The sequence below is a fragment of the Microbacterium sp. KKR3/1 genome, assembly GCF_021272365.1.
Taxonomy (GTDB): Bacteria; Actinomycetota; Actinomycetes; order Actinomycetales; family Microbacteriaceae; genus Microbacterium; species Microbacterium aurugineum.
Map to the genome: position 1 here is coordinate 62275 of NZ_JAJSDW010000003.1, position 16918 is coordinate 79192.

At 65.2% G+C, this 16918-nt stretch carries 16 protein-coding genes and 1 tRNA gene; 7 read left to right on the forward strand and 10 right to left on the reverse strand.

Translation table 11 applies throughout. The features are described from left to right. Window positions 1-24: 24 nt before the first annotated feature. Complete coding sequence (locus LVJ59_RS15175) at window positions 25-756, reverse strand: hypothetical protein (protein ID WP_232763663.1); 732 nt, start codon at window positions 754-756, stop codon at window positions 25-27. Window positions 757-935: 179 nt separating this feature from the next. On the opposite strand from LVJ59_RS15175, the gene LVJ59_RS15180 reads away from it, so the two are divergent. Both LVJ59_RS15180 and LVJ59_RS15185 read left to right on the forward strand, forming a co-directional pair. After that, window positions 936-2642, forward strand: coding sequence for a hypothetical protein (locus LVJ59_RS15180; RefSeq protein WP_232763664.1), 1707 nt, complete (start codon window positions 936-938; stop codon window positions 2640-2642). 83 nt (window positions 2643-2725) lie between these two features. After that, window positions 2726-2962 (forward strand): fumarylacetoacetate hydrolase family protein, encoded by a 237-nt coding sequence (locus LVJ59_RS15185; protein WP_374199090.1) that lies wholly within the window; start codon window positions 2726-2728, stop codon window positions 2960-2962. A 227-nt stretch (window positions 2963-3189) separates the two neighbouring features. Here LVJ59_RS15185 and LVJ59_RS15190 read toward each other — a convergent pair whose 3' ends face one another. Further along, entirely contained in the window at window positions 3190-4341 is a 1152-nt protein-coding gene (locus tag LVJ59_RS15190) for an ATP-binding protein (RefSeq protein WP_232763666.1), read from the reverse strand. Between the two features lie 123 nt (window positions 4342-4464). Further along, window positions 4465-5628 carry a nuclease-related domain-containing protein gene (locus LVJ59_RS15195; protein ID WP_232763667.1) on the reverse strand — a complete coding sequence of 388 codons (1164 nt, stop codon included), beginning with the start codon at window positions 5626-5628 and terminating at the stop codon, window positions 4465-4467. 729 nt (window positions 5629-6357) lie between these two features. Here LVJ59_RS15195 and LVJ59_RS15200 point away from each other — a divergent pair. Continuing rightward, a complete protein-coding gene (locus tag LVJ59_RS15200; protein WP_232763668.1) occupies window positions 6358-7086 on the forward strand; it encodes a hypothetical protein in 729 nt (242 codons plus the stop codon). A 64-nt stretch (window positions 7087-7150) separates the two neighbouring features. Here LVJ59_RS15200 and LVJ59_RS15205 read toward each other — a convergent pair whose 3' ends face one another. Further along, on the reverse strand, window positions 7151-7693 hold the full coding sequence (locus LVJ59_RS15205) for a hypothetical protein (protein ID WP_232763669.1): 543 nt from the start codon (window positions 7691-7693) through the stop codon (window positions 7151-7153). A 141-nt stretch (window positions 7694-7834) separates the two neighbouring features. Here LVJ59_RS15205 and LVJ59_RS15210 point away from each other — a divergent pair. Together LVJ59_RS15210 and LVJ59_RS15215 are read left to right on the forward strand one after the other, a co-directional pair. Next, window positions 7835-7916, forward strand: a tRNA-Leu gene (locus LVJ59_RS15210). Window positions 7917-8013: 97 nt separating this feature from the next. Further along, window positions 8014-8778 (forward strand): DedA family protein, encoded by a 765-nt coding sequence (locus LVJ59_RS15215; protein ID WP_131492725.1) that lies wholly within the window; start codon window positions 8014-8016, stop codon window positions 8776-8778. Between the two features lie 36 nt (window positions 8779-8814). On the opposite strand, the gene LVJ59_RS15220 is transcribed toward LVJ59_RS15215, so the two are convergent. Then, window positions 8815-9624 carry a Ku protein gene (locus tag LVJ59_RS15220; RefSeq protein ID WP_047524296.1) on the reverse strand — a complete coding sequence of 270 codons (810 nt, stop codon included), beginning with the start codon at window positions 9622-9624 and terminating at the stop codon, window positions 8815-8817. A 58-nt stretch (window positions 9625-9682) separates the two neighbouring features. On the opposite strand from LVJ59_RS15220, the gene ligD reads away from it, so the two are divergent. Then, complete coding sequence (gene ligD, locus LVJ59_RS15225; RefSeq protein WP_232763670.1) at window positions 9683-11641, forward strand: non-homologous end-joining DNA ligase; 1959 nt, start codon at window positions 9683-9685, stop codon at window positions 11639-11641. A gap of 22 nt (window positions 11642-11663) precedes the next feature. On the opposite strand, the gene LVJ59_RS15230 is transcribed toward ligD, so the two are convergent. From LVJ59_RS15230 to murI, 5 genes are all read right to left on the reverse strand, one after another. Beyond that, complete coding sequence (locus LVJ59_RS15230) at window positions 11664-12584, reverse strand: cation diffusion facilitator family transporter (protein ID WP_232763671.1); 921 nt, start codon at window positions 12582-12584, stop codon at window positions 11664-11666. Window positions 12585-12669: 85 nt separating this feature from the next. Next, window positions 12670-13248: a dihydrofolate reductase family protein gene (locus LVJ59_RS15235; protein ID WP_232763672.1), complete on the reverse strand. Its 579-nt coding sequence runs from the start codon at window positions 13246-13248 to the stop codon at window positions 12670-12672. A gap of 62 nt (window positions 13249-13310) precedes the next feature. After that, a complete protein-coding gene (rdgB, locus tag LVJ59_RS15240; protein ID WP_232763673.1) occupies window positions 13311-13904 on the reverse strand; it encodes an RdgB/HAM1 family non-canonical purine NTP pyrophosphatase in 594 nt (197 codons plus the stop codon). Window positions 13905-13906: 2 nt separating this feature from the next. Further along, the gene (rph, locus tag LVJ59_RS15245) at window positions 13907-14644 is read right to left on the reverse strand and encodes a ribonuclease PH (protein WP_131492658.1); all 738 of its coding nucleotides are present in this window, start codon (window positions 14642-14644) and stop codon (window positions 13907-13909) included. Between the two features lie 53 nt (window positions 14645-14697). Then, window positions 14698-15528 carry a glutamate racemase gene (murI, locus tag LVJ59_RS15250; RefSeq protein ID WP_131492660.1) on the reverse strand — a complete coding sequence of 277 codons (831 nt, stop codon included), beginning with the start codon at window positions 15526-15528 and terminating at the stop codon, window positions 14698-14700. Between the two features lie 63 nt (window positions 15529-15591). On the opposite strand from murI, the gene LVJ59_RS15255 reads away from it, so the two are divergent. Next, on the forward strand, window positions 15592-16917 hold the full coding sequence (locus LVJ59_RS15255) for a nicotinate phosphoribosyltransferase (protein WP_232763674.1): 1326 nt from the start codon (window positions 15592-15594) through the stop codon (window positions 16915-16917). The last annotated feature ends 1 nt before the right edge of the window (window position 16918 follow it).

Consider the following 16918-nt stretch of genomic DNA (forward strand, 5'->3'; position numbering starts at 1 on the left):
CTGTGACCGCAGATCGAGACTGGCTCAGACCCCGTTCTCACCGCGGTTCTTCTTCAGTTGCTCGTCGAGTAGCAATCGGAGTTCCGTCGCCGTCTCATCTGTGAGGAGCTCGGGGTTCGACGTGAGCGCGTGCCGGATATTCGCGGCGAACTGGCGTGGGGTGAGGTCTTCCGTTGCGGCCAGCGCCGTGGCTTCGTCTACAATCTTTGCCCTGCGGAGAAGATCAGCCTGCTCATCGCGGAACCTCCCCGCGGCGACCATCGCTCGATAGCGCTCAGCCCACTCCGCCGAGGTCATAGTGAATACAGGGTCTGTCAACACGAGCGAATTGCCTGGCTCAGGCTCTTGGGCGATCTGAGCGTCGACAACTTCCAGGAGTTCGACCGTCTCGACTGCGGTCGGCGGCTTACGACGCTTGACGCGAGCCCATGCCTCCCTCACTGCCGGCAGTGCGATCTTGTTCCACCATCGCTGAACGTGCGGTGCTGCGACCTGGACGCCGACGACGATGACGGTGAGGACGAGGACGGTGATCTGCTCGATCAGCTCCTCTTCTTCCGGCGTCAGCGGACGAGTCGATGAGTTTTCGTAGCTCGTTGAGTACGAGTCGGCCTCGTCGTCGTCGACGCGCCGCCACGATGCGTGCCCTTGGAGCTTGTTTGCCTCGTCGAATAGATGCCCTGTGACGGCACCGTCGTGCTCGTGTGAGGTTCCGAGGCGTTGACCCTCGGGGATGATGGGCTCGTACCTTGGCATGCGCCGATCGTATCGTTTGTGACGCCCCCTGCCCGGTCCGGGTGCTTCAACCACGCCTGGAAGGCAGCTCCGAACGGCGACTCCGGGGCGCCGACGCGAATCGCCCCTATACATTTCGGACGACATGTCGCTTCGCGCATATACGCTCGTCGCGGAGACGAAACGCGAAGAGGAACTAAATGCTCGCCTGGGAGACACTGACGCAGCCGGACTTCGACCGAACCGTCGAACTACTCGTCAGGCGTTGGTACGCGCGCAACCATCCTGAGTACACCGTTCAGGCGATTGACGGTCGTGGCGGCGATGGCGGCATTGACATCGATGTGCACGAGACCGCAACAGGCAAGCTCGTGAAGATCTACCAGTTGAAGTTCTTCCCGGAAGGCTTCTCCGGGGGCTTCGGGACGCGCAAGAAGCAGATTCGTAAGTCATTCGATCAAGCAGCCAAACTGCACCCGCCAGTATGGGCCTTGGTAATTCCGCGGAACTTCACAATCAACGAACGCAAGTGGATCACCCTACTGCTCAATGGGACCGGCATCCGCCCAGCGTTTGTGGGTCGAACGGAGCTCGACGACTTCCAGGCGTCCGACCCTGAAGCGATCTCGCTCTCCGAGAGAAGCGCCGAACGGAGGGCGCTCGCTCTTGTCGGTCGCGAACAAGCGGCGCTGTTGAATCTCGGGAACGTCGCCGCCGAAGTGGCGCGACTCGCTGCGCGCGCGGACACGCTCAGTCCGCATTGGGGAATCGACATCGCCGCTCGGGGCGAGTCAATCACCCAGACGGTGTTCGCGAAGCACCCGGATGCGCACGTGCGCGAGCCACTCAGTATCACCTTCGGTTTGAACTTCGCCGACCAGCCAGGGTTACGTGCAGAGTTCGACACAGCCATGCGCTACGGCGTCATCGAGCAGCTCACGCTTCCACCTGGGGTAGTCGAGAGATTCGAGAGAATTGGGCCAGACTGGTTCGCGGAGCGGTTCGGCGCCGGCACTCTAGAGCTCCATCCCACGCCGGCCAACAAGGTTGAACTGCCCGCGACTCTCCGCGTGACCGCGTCTTCCGGTCCGCCACGAGTGCTCCGAGGAATTGCGACCTGGATGACCCGCGGCACCGAGGGTGCGCAAGTTCAGACTGTCTTCGGTGGCGGCCTCACGATCACATGGAGGTTCGCGGAAGATCGCCGCATCGGCGCCTCGAGTGAGATGACGTTCTCACCGGTGGGACATTCCGGTATCGATGTCGATCGCTCGGTTCGCCTACTCGATGCTGTTTACGAAGGAGCGCAGGTCGTGCTGGAAGTAGACGGGCGCAAGGAATCGCTGACCGTTGAGCCCCAAACCGAGACGGGCGTCGCACGGGAGGCGGCTGAACTTGCGAACGACCTCGCCGCGATCGAGCACCTCACCGGCACGCAATTCGCCTTCCCGAATGACATGGGAGGCCCCGAACGCGTGATGGTCCGGGTCGTTCGGCTAATCCTTGAAGGTGAGTGCGTTCTCGCTCCCGACATGGACGGTGCAAACTTCGTGTTCAGTGGCGAGATCGATGAGGGCATCGAGCGGCTCCTCGATGGCCCGGTCGCGCTGGCAGCAACGACCTCTGGATGGACAGCCAACATATGCGGCGAGGTAGTCCAAGTCAGTGACGTGCGCTATTACCACCCGGGCGTTCGCGTCCTGGACTCTGCACAGCATCTCGCCGCGCTGCGCGCCGGGACTGGTGCTGGCCGAGAAGCTCGGGCGGTCCCCGACGACGCGACCCAGGGATTCCGAATCTACTCCCCCTCCCGTTTCAAACATGAGGTCGTTACCGCTGTGCCGTGGGGGTTAACCGGCATCGATGAGCACCCCGGCTTCGAGCAAGCGCGCGCTGTCGAAGCGTGATCTAGCGGGCGCCAGTTGTGCCCGCGGCAGCGCTCCTTTAGTGCGCCCACTGGGTACTCGCACGATGCTTCGCCAACCGCTCCATCGGTGAGCGGCGCAGCGTTTGCCTCGAAGCGGCGCTGGTTCCCGACCACCAAGCTCTGACCTTGACCACGGACCTCAACGGCGAAGAACGCCAGCGCGACAGCACCCGCAGCATGATCTTCTCCGTCGCGGACACCATCGAGTTCATCAGCTCCGTGATGACCCTCGAACCGGGCGACATCATCGCGACAGGCACCGCTGCCGGGGTCGTCTTCGAGCAGGATCAGCAGCGCTGACTCACGGCAGGCGACAGGACGTCCGTCACCCTCGAAGGCCTCGGCACTCTGCCGAGCCGCATCACGAGCGAGGCTCCGCGGTAGCGGGCACCGACATCGGGCTTGCTGACTTGTTGAGCGAAGAGCCGTCTGGCACAGCAACGGAACCCGCTGAGCGCGCCGATGCGGGCGATCAGGACTTCGGTGCCGCAAGCCGTGAGGCGATATCTGCTCGCCTAACGCCTGCATCAGCGCGGTGTCTTAGTATCGGACGCGACCGCTTCGCCCAATCCGTGGCGCAGGAACGCCCGTCCGGTGACGAGCATGCTGTGCACTTGCGAGGCGTGAATGGGGAGCCCGTCCTCGCCGCTTCGACGAACAATTGAGAAGAAGCTCCCCACGGCACTTCCCTCAACGATGGCCCCGTGAACGAGGTACGGTTTGAGTTCCTCGGGTTGAGGGGGCAAGGTGACGACGACGTAGCCCTGGCCGCTTCCTGGAAAAGTTTCCACCGTTTCGATGCGAAGTTCCTCAGGGAACGGGAACAGATGGAGTTGGACCGCCTCGCGATAGCGCTTGATTATCGCGCGGTCTAGGGGTACGGGTGTGAGCTTGACGACCTCGTCGCTATCGCGGGCGGCAGCCTTTCGGGTTCTGAGACCGATAACGATCGTGCCGCCAAACTCCCCGTTACAGAACTGTGCGATCGCGCGCGCGAGTTTGATCTTGCCGGCCGGACTGCTGTCGTAGACGTAGTGGTCGCTCTTGGCATCAAACCACTCGTTCTCGTGAAAGCCAACGAGCAGGTCGGCGCGCCCGGCGAGTACAAGATCGCCCACGGACGTCCGGCCTGGGCGCCCCTCGAGGAGAGCTTGGCCGAGCAGACTAACGCCTTCACCGACCGCAAACAGATCCTGTAAAGAGCGTCCTCGAGTCGATGCGCCGATCAGCAACGTGTCGACGTCGCCGTAGTGCTGCTGTGCTTCCTCGATTATGTGAGCTCGGGATCGCGTCAAGAACGGACCGACCGAAGTCGAAACGTCTGAGGCGAGGTCGTCTAGGTCGTAGTCGTGGGGCGGTTCGAAGTGCACGCGGACGGCGACCTCCCCATCCGGTCGCACTTCGAACCACACCGGTTCGATCCCGACAAGTTCGGAATCGAAATCTTCTAGCCCGCCGTCTGCAATCATGACGCGCTCAGGCATCAAGAGATGTCGATTAGCTCTCAGCATCTGACGCCGGAAGTCCGAGACGCTACAGTGTTCCAAGTCTCGTCGGGAGATAACGATAGATCCGGACCGGTCGTCGTAACGTCGTTGACCGTTGAAGAACCAGGCGTCGTCATAGTCGTTGAGCTTGCGCCATTCGATGGCAGGCGGCTCGCCATCAGAACTGGCCATCGTAGAACTCATCACGCAACCATGCAATCAGAGAATGGTGACTCTAGGCGAGCGTGCTTGGGTTCCGGTCAGGTCGCGCACGAAAGCGTCAGTGCTCAAACTAGCCGCACCGACGGGTCGCGACTATCTAGCTACCGGGCTGAGCGACAGTATTGGTAAAGAGTCGAACGCGTCATCGAGCAGCTCATTTGAGCCACCAATCAGATCAAGATCTTCCATTGGGAGGACACCAGGACGACCTTCGGGAGCTGTGGCCTGCGCGAAGTACCGGCTCATCTCAACTGGATCGGTTGTGACCAGGGCCTCTAGAAAATCCACTCCGACGAACGCCGTCGGCACCTCAGCGACCGTGAGGCTTTCCCGCACATTTGGAGCGTTCGCAACGGCGAAGTTGCCGAACGTGACGACAAGAGCCACGAGTGGCCGATCGCGAGGTACAGCGGAGAGACCGACATCTCCGCTCGCCAATGCCTTCGCCGTCTTATTTATCTGCACGATCGGTTTGTCCAGCCGTCTGTGAGCCTGCTCGACGGAACCGAGGCCTTCCTGGAGGGCACGGTCGGGTGCCATGCCCTTGCATTCAATCAGCAAGACAGCCTCCGGCATCACCACGAACCAGTCGATGCTTTTTCCTCGAGCCTTCTTCGGACCAATTTCTTGTTCGGGTAAAACTTCCGCCCCTCGAATTTGCCGAAGCTGGCGGCCAACGTACTGCTCGAAAAGATGTCCTGCGTCTCGTCTGAAAGCTTCGCCCCATCTGTTCGAACCCTCGTGAAGGATCCCGAGTGCCGATGCCCGCACCTCGATGGCCGGGAAGCACGGCGCGACAAAATGGTTGGCCACGTCGGAGATAAGGGGTGAGGCAAATAGCGGGTTGAACGAAAAAGGCTCGCGTACAAGCCGTTCGGATGCGGTACCGTCAAACCGCCGGAGTTGAGCCCTTCGCATTTCTCGCGACTCCGCCACGGTCGTCGTGAATCCTCGCCGCACTATGCGATCGAATCCCTCGGTACCTCCGAGAGCATCGAGGGCTCGAGTCAGCTCGGACGTCCACTTGAACGGATAGACACTGCCGTTCAAGAGCGCCGAGTGAAGTGCGAACCCAACCGAAACCCACTGGTCTACGGAACATCCGAGCAGGTCATCCTGCCAGCCGGCTCTCATAACCTCGGGAATGTAGTCGTCTTGGAACGTCGTGTCCCTGAACAGTGCGACCGCACGCGCCCAGTGCATCCCTGCATCCGGCGTCTGGAAGAGAGCCTGCGAGTAGATCAGGCGGAGAACCATCGTGAAAGCCGCTCCACCATCGCCAGAGTCGGCGTGCTCGAGATTCTGGAACGCCCAACACATGCGTGCGATGTCATGCGGGGTCGGAGTGGGGCCTCCCCTCGTTCCCCAGCTCAGGAACGTCGCGGCAACTCCCGCTATGTCCCATGGAAGGAAGGGTTTAATACGGCCTGATTCGTCGGTTGGCTGCCCATCCCATCCCCGTGACACAACGCTGAGCGTCCGTAGTGATGCGTCTCGATCAAAACGCCTGCAATACGCACGCAGGTCTGAGTAGCGCGTCATGTCGCTCGTAGCTCCTCCCAGACTGGATACTACTGCCGGCCCGTATCGCCCAGTAGTTCCTCACCGCCAGCTAGGGCGTGTCTCCCCTATGTGAGTTGATGGCCTGCGAGCCTCATAGCATGGTGCGGCGGTCGAGGTTCGCTCAGTACACGAAAGAGCAATGGGATGGCGCGGAACCCTTGCTGCCCTCGAACGAGGGATGGAAAGAGCATCCGTTCCGCGACGACTAAGCAAGCAACTCTTGGCGGATTGGCTGGACCCGCGCACTCCAGGCAGCCGTGAGCTACTCGACTATGCACAAGAGGTGTCAGCAGACGTCGCGGCGCGGCTTAGCTTCCGCCCGATTGGAACCTCATGGCTTCCCACCACGCGCGGTTCGAAAGTGGACAACCCGTCGCTACTGGAGCCGGTCGTCGCCTGACATTGCCCCGTTATGGTTGTGCCATGACGCAGAGCATCGAAGTCTCAATCAAGAAGGACGTGGGGCGGCTCATCGCTCAGGCCCTCCCCGCTAAGTTGACCTTCGACCAGGCTTGCATGCGATACGGCATGTTCAACGAGCTCTACATCCACGGCGTCATGAACGAGATCGTCGTATCGAATCTGAGCATTCAGGACTTCTGGGTGAGGCCAAGCTATGCGCATCCAGATCTTCAGGATCGATACTCCGCTAAGAAGAAGCGAGGACGTTCTCGAGAACTCGACTTCTTTGTGACCCCCTCGGCGGGCAGGCACGGTCGCTCCCTCGCCATAGAGGTGAAGTGGACATCCTCAGGCCACTGCACCTGGAAGAACATCGTGACTGACCTGTACCGCCTGAAGCTAGTCGCAATGGCCGAGCCTGGCACAGATTGCCAGTTCGTCCTTTGTGGGCCGCGAACGGAGGTAGTCAGTTTGCTCGAACAAATTGCCATCGAGTCTCAGAAACGTGCCATCGGGCGGACGTACGCCACTCCACTGGTGCTGAACTCGACCGGCTCAAAGTCTGGCCAAAGCTACCTTGCCCCAGTGGACGAGAACGGGCGCCTCCTCGGTGCTGACAGTGTTCGAGAGAAGCTCCCTATTGGGCCGAACGGCCGTCGGCGGATCCCAACCGGAATCAACTTCCAACTACTAGGCGAGGCTACCGTCGGAGCGAAGGAATGGACTGCGGCGGTCTGGCGCCTCATTTAGGCCCTTCAAGGTCCCCGAAGAGCGCCGGATCCATGTTGAGCGAGCCCGCAGTGCTAGCTGCGACTCAGGCCGACCGAGACGCTCGACGTTGACGCCGGGCCAACTGTCGGGGATGTCGGCAATAGTGCACTCGCGAATAGGCAAGTGCACCAGTATCGGCGATCGCGACGTGCAGACGAGAGCCGTCGGGAAGCGAAGCGTCGACGAAGGGCTGACTGATGTCGACCCGCCGACCGGTGGCCTGCAGCATCCGCTCGACGAGGTCGCGCACCGTCGTGTCACTGAGACGCAGTCCGGTCCGCTCCGCCACGCCTTCACGGGCGACATGCACGTGTCCGGTGCCGTTGAGCCAGATCTCCTCGATCTCGGGATCGTCCAGCAGAGGCTGCAGCGCTCCGAACCCGCTGAGCGACGCCAGCACGTCACGGACGCAGGCGGCTTCGTCTTCGATGAGGCCGCCGCCGCGTGCGAGAGCAGCGTCATCGTGACGACGCACCTCCGCGTGCGCGATGCGCCGCGCGGCGTCGGGATCGATCGTGGGATCCACCCCTTCCGTGCGCAGGCGACGCCGGACCTGCTCGGTGACCAGGGCACACGGATGACTCACCCCGGCATCCTCGCAACGATCGGTTCCCTCGCGTCGGAGTTATCCACAGGCACGCCGGCCCCCGGCCGCTCCGGGGTGCGATGAACTGCGGGCTGATGCTCAGACAGGGGGTTTCGCCGGTCAGTAGACTGATTCCACCGCGCGGGAGTGGTGGAATTGGCAGACACGCAGGATTTAGGTTCCTGTGCCCCAGGGCGTGTGGGTTCAAGTCCCACCTTCCGCACGAGAGACGATGGTGCCGTCGCGAGACCACCCTGACGTCGCTCCGCTCTGACGCCGACCACTCACGACCGACGGGAATCCCGCCAGTGCTCGAATCCATGTTGCACGCTCCCACCGCCCTCATCCCCTGGCTCGACCCCCAGACGATCATCGGCGCGGCGGGCCCCTGGGCGCTTCTGGTGGTGTGCTTCATCGTCTTCGCCGAGACCGGTCTCCTGGTCGGATTCCTCCTCCCCGGCGACACCCTGCTCATCATCGCCGGGCTCTTGACGCACACCAGCAATGTGTTCGGCGTGAACATCTGGGTCGTCTCGCTCCTGATCGCGCTGTCGGCCTTCATCGGCGGCGAGGTCGGCTATCTGATCGGTCACAAGGGCGGACCGGCGGTGTTCGAGCGCAAGGAGTCGGGCCTCTTCAGCAAGAAGAACGTCGAGCGCACGAACGCGTTCTTCGAGCGCTTCGGCGGTCTCACGGTCATCCTCGCCCGTTTCGTCCCCATCGTTCGCACCTTCGCCCCCGTCGCAGCCGGTGTGGGACACATGCCGTGGCGCCGCTACTCGCTCTACAACTTCATCGGCGCCATGATCTGGGGCTTCGGGCTCACGATGGTCGGGTACCTCATCGCCTACATCCCGTGGGTGCGCGAACTCGTGGTTCAGTACATCGACGTGATCCTGCTGATCGCCGTCGGCGGCACCGCCCTCGTCACCCTGTGGCACTACTTCTCGGAGCGCCACAAGGCGAAGAAGGCCGCGGCGGCAGGCGAAGACGTCGTGACCGATGCCGAGGAGGCACAGGAGCTCGTCCTGGATGCCGACGTGTTCGACCGCGCCCCCGACCTGGACGGCGACGGCAAGCACTGATCCTGACCTCGTGCGCCGAGCTCTCGGCGGACGACGTCAGCCTGCGTTCTTCGCGCGCTCCTCTTTGGTGCGCGCGACGCTGGCGCGGAGTGCCTCCATGAGGTCGATGACTTCGCCACCCTCCGCAGCCTTCTCGGCCTCCCCGAACGTCTCGGCGACGTCGAACGTGTCCCCCGCCTCGATCTTCGCGTCGATGAGGGTGCGGAGCTCCTTCTGGTACTCGTCGACGAAGTCCTCGGGATCGAAGTCGGCCGAATAGCTGTCGACGAGTGAGGCGGAGAGCTCGAGCTCCTTCTTCGAGATCCGCACGTCCTCGTCCAGTGCAGGGAACTCCGCTTCGCGCACCTCATCGGCCCACAACAGGGTCTGCAGCACGAGCACCTTCCCCCGGACCCGCAGCGCGGCCAGCCTGGTCTTCTGCCGCAGAGTGAAGCGCACGATCGCGGTGCGATCCGTCTGCTCCAGGGTCTTGCGCAGCAGCACGTACGCCTTCGGGGACTTCGAGTCCGGCTCGAGGTAGTACGGCTTGTCGAGGGTGAGCAGATCGACCTGGTCGGACGGCACGAACTCGACGACGTCGATCTCCCGGCTCTTCTCGGCCGGCAGCGCGGCCAAGTCATCCTTGGTGAGCACCACCGTCTGCCCGTCGTCGACGTACGCACGATCGATGTCGGCATAGGCCACCGTCTCGCCGCACACCTCGCAGGTGCGCTGGTACCGGATGCGGCCGCCGTCCTTCTCATGCACCTGATGCAGCGGCACATCGTGATCCTCCGTGGCGGAGTACACCTTCACCGGCACGTTCACGAGCCCGAATGTCAGCGCGCCCTTCCAGATCGTCCTCATGACACCAGTGAACACCAGTCGAAGCCGTCGCGACCAGTCCCTTGACTACGCTGGCTGCATGGTCGGACCAGGGCAGATCGTGCAGGTGGACGGTCGCCGTCTGCGCGTCACGAATCTCGACAAGGTCGTCTACCCGGACACCGGCACGACCAAGGGCGAGGTCATCGCCTACTACAGCGCGATCGCCCCGCTCATCCTGCCCCTCCTCGACGGACGCCCGGTCACGCGCAAGCGCTGGGTCGAAGGCGTCGGAACGAGGGACGCTCCCGCGGATGCGTTCTTCACGAAGCAGCTCGAACCGGGGGCACCGGCCTGGATCCCGCGGCAGGCGATCCAGCATTCGGACGGCCCGAAGGAGTACCCCCTCGTCGAGGACGTGCCGACGCTGGTGTGGCTCGCTCAGGTCGCCGCGATCGAACTGCACGTGCCGCAATGGCGCTTCGCTCCGGACGGGACCCCGGGTCGCCCCGATCGCCTCGTTCTCGACCTGGACCCGGGCCCCGGTGTCGGACTCGCACAGTGCGCCGAAGTCGCGCGCTTCGCACGCGTCATCCTGACGGACATGGGGCTCGATCCGCTCCCTGTCACGAGCGGGAGCAAGGGTCTGCACCTGTATGCGGCCCTCCCCGGGGAGCAGACGAGCGACGAGATCTCGGCGGTCGTGAAGGAACTCGCCCGCCTGATCGAGAACGACCATCCCGATCTGGCCACGAGCGTCATGTCGAAGGCCGAGCGAGGCGGAAAGGTGTTCCTGGACTGGAGCCAGAACAACGGCAAGAAGACGACCATCTCGCCGTACTCGCTCCGGGGGCGGACACAGCCGTGGGTCGCGGCTCCGCGCACCTGGGACGAACTCGATGACCCGGATCTGGCCCAGCTCGACCTCGACGAGGTGCTCGCCCGCGCAGCCGCGGGAATCGATCCCCTCGCCGGGCTCCGCCCGCAGGAGGCCTCGTCGGCACCAGCACCTGCCCCGGCTCACCGACCCCGCCACCCGCGGGGCGCTTCGGCCCCTTCACGGGGCGCCACGGCCGCGCCCCTCGCGCCGATGCTCGCCGAGACCGGCACCGCCGGGGTCGCGCGGGCGCTGAGCGATCCGTCCTGGGTCGAGGTGAAATGGGACGGCATCCGAGCCCTGGGCACCTGGGCCGACGGACGGATGCTTCTGCACGCGCGGCGCGGCACCGACATCACGACCCGCTATCCGGAACTCACCGCCGACGGCGCCCCTTTCCTGCCCGTCGCCGACGCGATCGCGGACGGGGAGATCGTGGCGTTCGACGGCCAGGGACGCCCGAGCTTCTCCCTGCTGCAGAACCGCATGCATCTGACCCGTCCGCGCGAGATCGAGCGGGAGGTGGTCCGCACGCCGATCGTGTACATGCTCTTCGACCTGCTGCGCCTCGACGGGCACGATCTCACGGGCATGCCGCTGCGCGAGCGCCGCATCCTGCTCGAAGACGTCGTCGCGGGTCTCGACGCCCCGATACAGATCCCTCCGGTCTTCGACGACGTCGACGCGGCCCTCGCTGCCAGCAGGGAGTTCGGTCTCGAAGGCGTCGTGGTGAAGGACCCGCAGTCGCGTTACCGCCCGGGGCAGCGCAGCCCGTCCTGGCTGAAGCTCAAGCACACGCGCATGCAGGAGGCCGTGATCGTCGGGATCCGGCCGGGCAAAGGCGATCGGGAGGGCACACTCGGCTCGCTCCTGCTCGCGGTGCCCGACCGATCCGGCGTCCGAGGCGGATCAGCGCCGTTGCGCTACGTCGGGAGGGTGGGAACCGGATTCACCGACCGCATCCTCCGCGATCTGCTCGCACGCCTCGACCCACTGCGCAGGGAGACAGCGCCCCTCGACGGCGTGCCCGCGCCCGACGCGTCCGACGCGCTCTGGGTGCATCCCGAGCTCGTGGGCGAAGTCGAGTTCGCCAATTGGACCCCCGATGGGGTGCTCCGACACGCACGATGGCGAGGGTTGCGGCCCGACAAGGAGCCGGACGACATCGTCGTGGAGCGCTGACCACTCCCCCGCACCGGAGCGTTCAGGCGTGGTGAGGCGCGCAGTCCGACTTCTCAGCCGGCTCGATCTGGAACGTGGAATGCTCGACATCGAAGTGATCGGCCAAGCACGCCTGCATGTCGGAGAGGAGCTGCGTCGACCTCCCGTCGGCGAACATCTGCGGCTCGACGGTGACATGCGCCGTGAACACCGGCGCGCCCCGCGTGAGCTGCCACACATGCACATCGTGCACGCCGACCACACCGTCGTACCCCAGAAGGTGGGTGCGGATGTCACTGACGGCGGTCCCCTTGGGCGCCGACTCGGCGAGGACCGAGAACACCTCGCGCAGCAGCGCGATCGCTCGCGGGATGATCATCGCCGCGATGAACAGGGAGGCGATCGCATCGGCCGGCATCCATCCCGTCAGGAGGATCACGATCGCGGCGACGATGACCGCGGCGGACCCGATCAGGTCGCCCATCACCTCGAGATAAGCACCACGCACATTGATGCTCGTGCGCTGCGCACGGCTGAGCAACCACATCGAGACGGCATTCGCCAGCAGGCCCACGACGGCGACCACGAGCATGAGCCCGCCGGCGACCTCGACGTCGCCGGGGTTCAGCAGGCGGCCGATGCCCTCGATCGCCACCCAGGTGGCCAGGGCGATCAGGATCACGGCATTGATCAACGCGCCGAACACCTCGGCGCGTTGATACCCGAAGGTCCGTCGATCATCGGCCGGTCGCGCGGCCACGGTCGCGGCGATGAGCGCGATCACGAGCGCGGAGGCGTCCGTGAACATGTGCGCGGCGTCGGCGAGCAAGGCGAGCGAACCGGTCAGGATCGCACCGACGACCTGCACGACCATCACGGTCGCCGTGAGCGTCAGCGAGATCGCCAGAAGGCGTCGACTGTTGGCCGAACGGATGCCGCCGGCGGCGGGTGCGTGATCGTGCATGCCCCCAGGCTAGACCGGGAGTCACGGCCGGAAGGCGTGTTCGCCCTAGTCGGGAAGGGTAACGATTCTCAGCGTCACCAGCAGTTCACCGACGGGTGCGCACGTAGGTGAGCACGACGCATCCGTTGTCGAAGGTCCGGGCTTCCTCGAGGTCGAACGACTTCGGCGCGAACGCGAACCTCGCCATCGGAATCCCGTCTCCCGCGATCACCGGATACTTCTTGACGATGAGGCGATCGATCTCGTCGATCAGCGCTCCGGCGAGCAGAGCGCCTCCGGCGAGGTAGATCCCCAGCCCGTCCTCGGCCTTCACCTGCCGCACGCGTTCGACCGGGTCGGTGCGCACGATCTCGACGTTCGGATCCGCGGGATCGGCGAGCGTGCTGCTGAACACGATGGTGCGCAGGTGCGCGTAGGGGTCGGTCACCCCCACCTGCAACGCCGGCTCGTAGGTCCGGCGCCCCATGAGGACCGTGTCGAACTGCGTCACCGGAGCGTCTGCCCCTCCGCGCCCCGCGCGGGCGAAGGCCGGCTGCACGTCGGCGAACTCCGTGCCGAGCGACTCGGCGAACGCCGGGGTGACGGGATAGAAGTCGACCTCGTCCGCGGGGCCCGCGATGAAGCCGTCGAGGGAGACACCGATGTAATAGGTCAGTTCACGCATGCCTTCACGATAAGCACTACACGTGAAGTACGTCAACCGTAGTGGTCACGATCCTTCAGCTTTCAGAGTGCAGCGAGCACCGGCAGCAGCTCCGCGAACGCACGCGCACGATGCGACTGCGACTGCTTCTCCTCCGCGCTGAAGTCGCCCACCGTACGCTCCTCGCCGCGCGGCTGACCGTCGGGGATGAAGATCGGGTCGTAGCCGAAACCACCGCCACCGGACGCCTCGTGTGACAGACGCCCCGGCCACCGGCCCTCGACGACCTGCTCCCGGCCGTCGGGCATCACCAGGGCGATGGTCGAGGTGAAGTGCGCGGTCCGATGCGGGTCGGCGATGTCGCGCAGCTGATCGAGCAGGAGCGCGAGATTCGCCCCGGCATCCTTCTTCTGACCCGCCCAGTACGCGGAGAAGACCCCGGGCGAACCGCCCAGGACGTCGACGCAGATGCCGGAGTCGTCGGCCAGAGCGGGGAGCCCGGTGTGCGTCGCCGCCGCCCGCGCCTTGATCAGTGCGTTCTCGGCGAAGGTCACGCCGTCCTCGACCGGTTCCGGGCCGTCGTAGCCGACCACCTCGAGGTCGGGTCGTGCCTGCGCGACGATCTGCTGGAACTCCGCGACCTTGTGCGGATTGTGCGTCGCGAGGACGACCTTCATCGTCACTCCCCCGCCAACGCGGCGAGCTGCTTGCCCTTCAGCTCGTCGCATCCGGACACCCCGAGCTCGAGCAGCGCATCCAGTTCGCGCTTGTCGAACGGCGCACCCTCGGCTGTGCCCTGGACCTCGACGAACAGTCCGCGGCCCGTGACCACGACGTTCATGTCGGTCTCGGCGCGCACGTCCTCGACGTATGCCAGATCGAGCATGGGCTCGCCGTCGATGATTCCGACCGACACCGCGGCCACGGAGTCGAGCAACGGCGTGGAGTTCTTGCCGATGAACTTCTTCTCGCGCCCCCACTCGATCGCGTCGGCCAGCGCGACGTACGCGCCGGTGATGGCCGCGGTGCGCGTGCCGCCGTCCGCCTGCAGCACGTCGCAGTCGATGACGATCGTGTTCTCACCGAGCGCCTTGGTGTCGACCACGGCGCGAAGGGCACGACCGATGAGCCGGGAGATCTCGTGCGTGCGTCCGCCGATGCGCCCCTTCACGCTCTCGCGGTCGTTGCGACTGTTCGTGGCGCGCGGAAGCATGGCGTACTCGGCTGTGACCCACCCCTTGCCCTTGCCCGTCAACCAGCGCGGGACGCCGTTGGTGAACGAGGCGGTGCACAGCACCTTCGTGCCGCCGAAGCTGATCAGGGCCGAGCCCTCGGCCTGTGCGCTCCAACCACGCTCGATGGTGATCTCACGCAGCTGATCGGTGGAACGGCCGTCGACGCGGACGATGTCGGTCATGTGCTTCTCTCGGGTCAGGGTGATGCGTCGAGTCGGGATGGCTCGACACGGTGTTACTCGAAGGTGTGCTCGGGAAGGGTGATCACGCCGGTCTGGACGAGCTGCACGTCGCGGACCTCCCGGCCCATCAGGCGATTGGCCAGCGCGGTGAAGTCATCGGCCGAGACGCCGGTGGCCTCGTAGACATAGGTGGCCGTGGCATCGGGCGACGCGAGCAGATCTCCCCGCACCAGCTGGCGGTAGACGTCGCCGGCGGTCTCATCGTCGCTGGAGACGAGCGTCACGCCCTCCCCCATCACGTAGCTGATCGCACCGCGCAGGAATGGATAGTGCGTGCAGCCGAGAACCAGGGTGTCGACGCCGGCGTCGCGCAACGGGGCGAGGTACTCCTCGGCGACGGCGAGCACTTCGGGAGTACCGGTGATCCCCGCTTCGACGAACTCGACGAATCGCGGACAGGCAGCCGTGAACACCTGCAGCCGCTCGTTCACCTCGAGCATGTCCTGGTAGGCGCGCGATCCGATGGTGCCGACCGTGCCGATCACGCCGACGCGCCCGTTCCTCGTGGTGGAGACGGCGCGGCGGACGGCGGGGCCGATCACCTCGACCACCGGGATGTCGTAGCGCTCGCGAGCGTCGCGGAGCATGGCCGACGACGCGGTGTTGCACGCGATCACGAGCATCTTCACGCCCTGCTCGACGAGTGTGTCCAGCACCTCGAGGGAATAGCGACGCACGTCGGCGATGGGCTTGGGGCCGTAGGGGGAATGGGCCGTGTCGCCGATATAGACGAACGACTCACGGGGCAGCTGGGCGCGGATGGCCCGCGCCACCGTGAGCCCGCCGACACCGGAGTCGAAGATCCCGATGGGCGCGTCGTTCATGACTCCCCAGCCTACCCGCGTGCGCGCCTCCTCGTGCATCAGCACGCTCAGTAAGCTGAGCGCATGACCACGTCGACGGCGCTGCTCACCGACCGCTACGAGCTGACGATGCTCGCTGCCTCGCTCCGCGACGGGACGGCTTTCCGCCCGAGCGTCTTCGAGCTCTTCTCCCGCCGACTCTCCGGCGGCCGCCGATTCGGAGTGGTCGCAGGCACCGGACGATTCCTCGAACTGCTGCGCGAGTTCCGCTTCGGTGACGACGAGTTGCGATTCCTCCGCGACGAGCACGTGGTCGACGCGACATCGCTGAAGCACCTCGAGGAGTACCGCTTCACGGGCATGATCCGGGGCTATCGCGAGGGCGAGCTCTACTTCCCCGGCTCCCCCATCCTCACCGTCGAGGGAACGTTCGCGGATGCCGTGGTGCTGGAGACACTCGCTCTGAGCGTGCTCAACCACGACTCCGCCGTGGCCACGGCCGCATCGCGGATGAGCATCGCCGCGGGCGAGCGTCCGCTGGCGGAGATGGGCTCGCGCCGTGCTGCCGAACGTTCCGCGGTCGCGGCCGCACGCGCCGCGTACATCGCAGGGTTCAGCGCCACCAGCAACCTCGAAGCGGGGCGGAGCTGGGGCATCCCGACGATGGGCACCGCCGCTCATTCCTGGACGCTCCTGCACGACACCGAGGAAGAGGCGTTCCGCGCACAGGTCGACAGCATGGGCATCGGCACGACGCTGCTCGTCGACACGTACGACATCCGGAACGGGGTCGAGACCGCGATCCGCGTCGCGGGCACCGACCTTGGCGGCGTGCGTATCGATTCGGGCGATCTCCCGATCGTCGCCGGTGATGTGCGGGTGCAGCTCGACGAACTCGGGGCGACGTCCACGCGGATCACCGTGACGAGCGACCTCGACGAGTATGCGATCGCGGCACTCGCCGCGTCGCCGGTCGACGCCTACGGTGTCGGGACATCGGTCGTCACCGGCTCCGGATACCCGACCGCGAGCATGGTCTACAAGCTCGTGGCACGGCAGGACGCGGCGGGGGCCTGGATCGCGGTCGCCAAGGCGTCCGCGGACAAGGCCTCGTACGGCGGACGCAAGGCCGCGTTCCGGACGCTCGTCGACGGCGTCGCGACCGCCGAGACGGTCGTGGTCTCCGACGGCTTCGAGGAGCTGGACACGCCAGCGGAGCATCCCGACGGCCGCCCGCTGCAGGTGACGTTCGTCGAGGCGGGCGACATCGACACCGCACACGAGGGGACGGAGGGAACGGCGGCCGCGCGGACGCACCACCTGCGGGTGCGCGAGGAGCTTCCCGTGCGCGCTCTCGCGCTCAGCAAGTCCGACCCGGCGATTCCCACCGTGTACGTCGAGGCCGACTGAG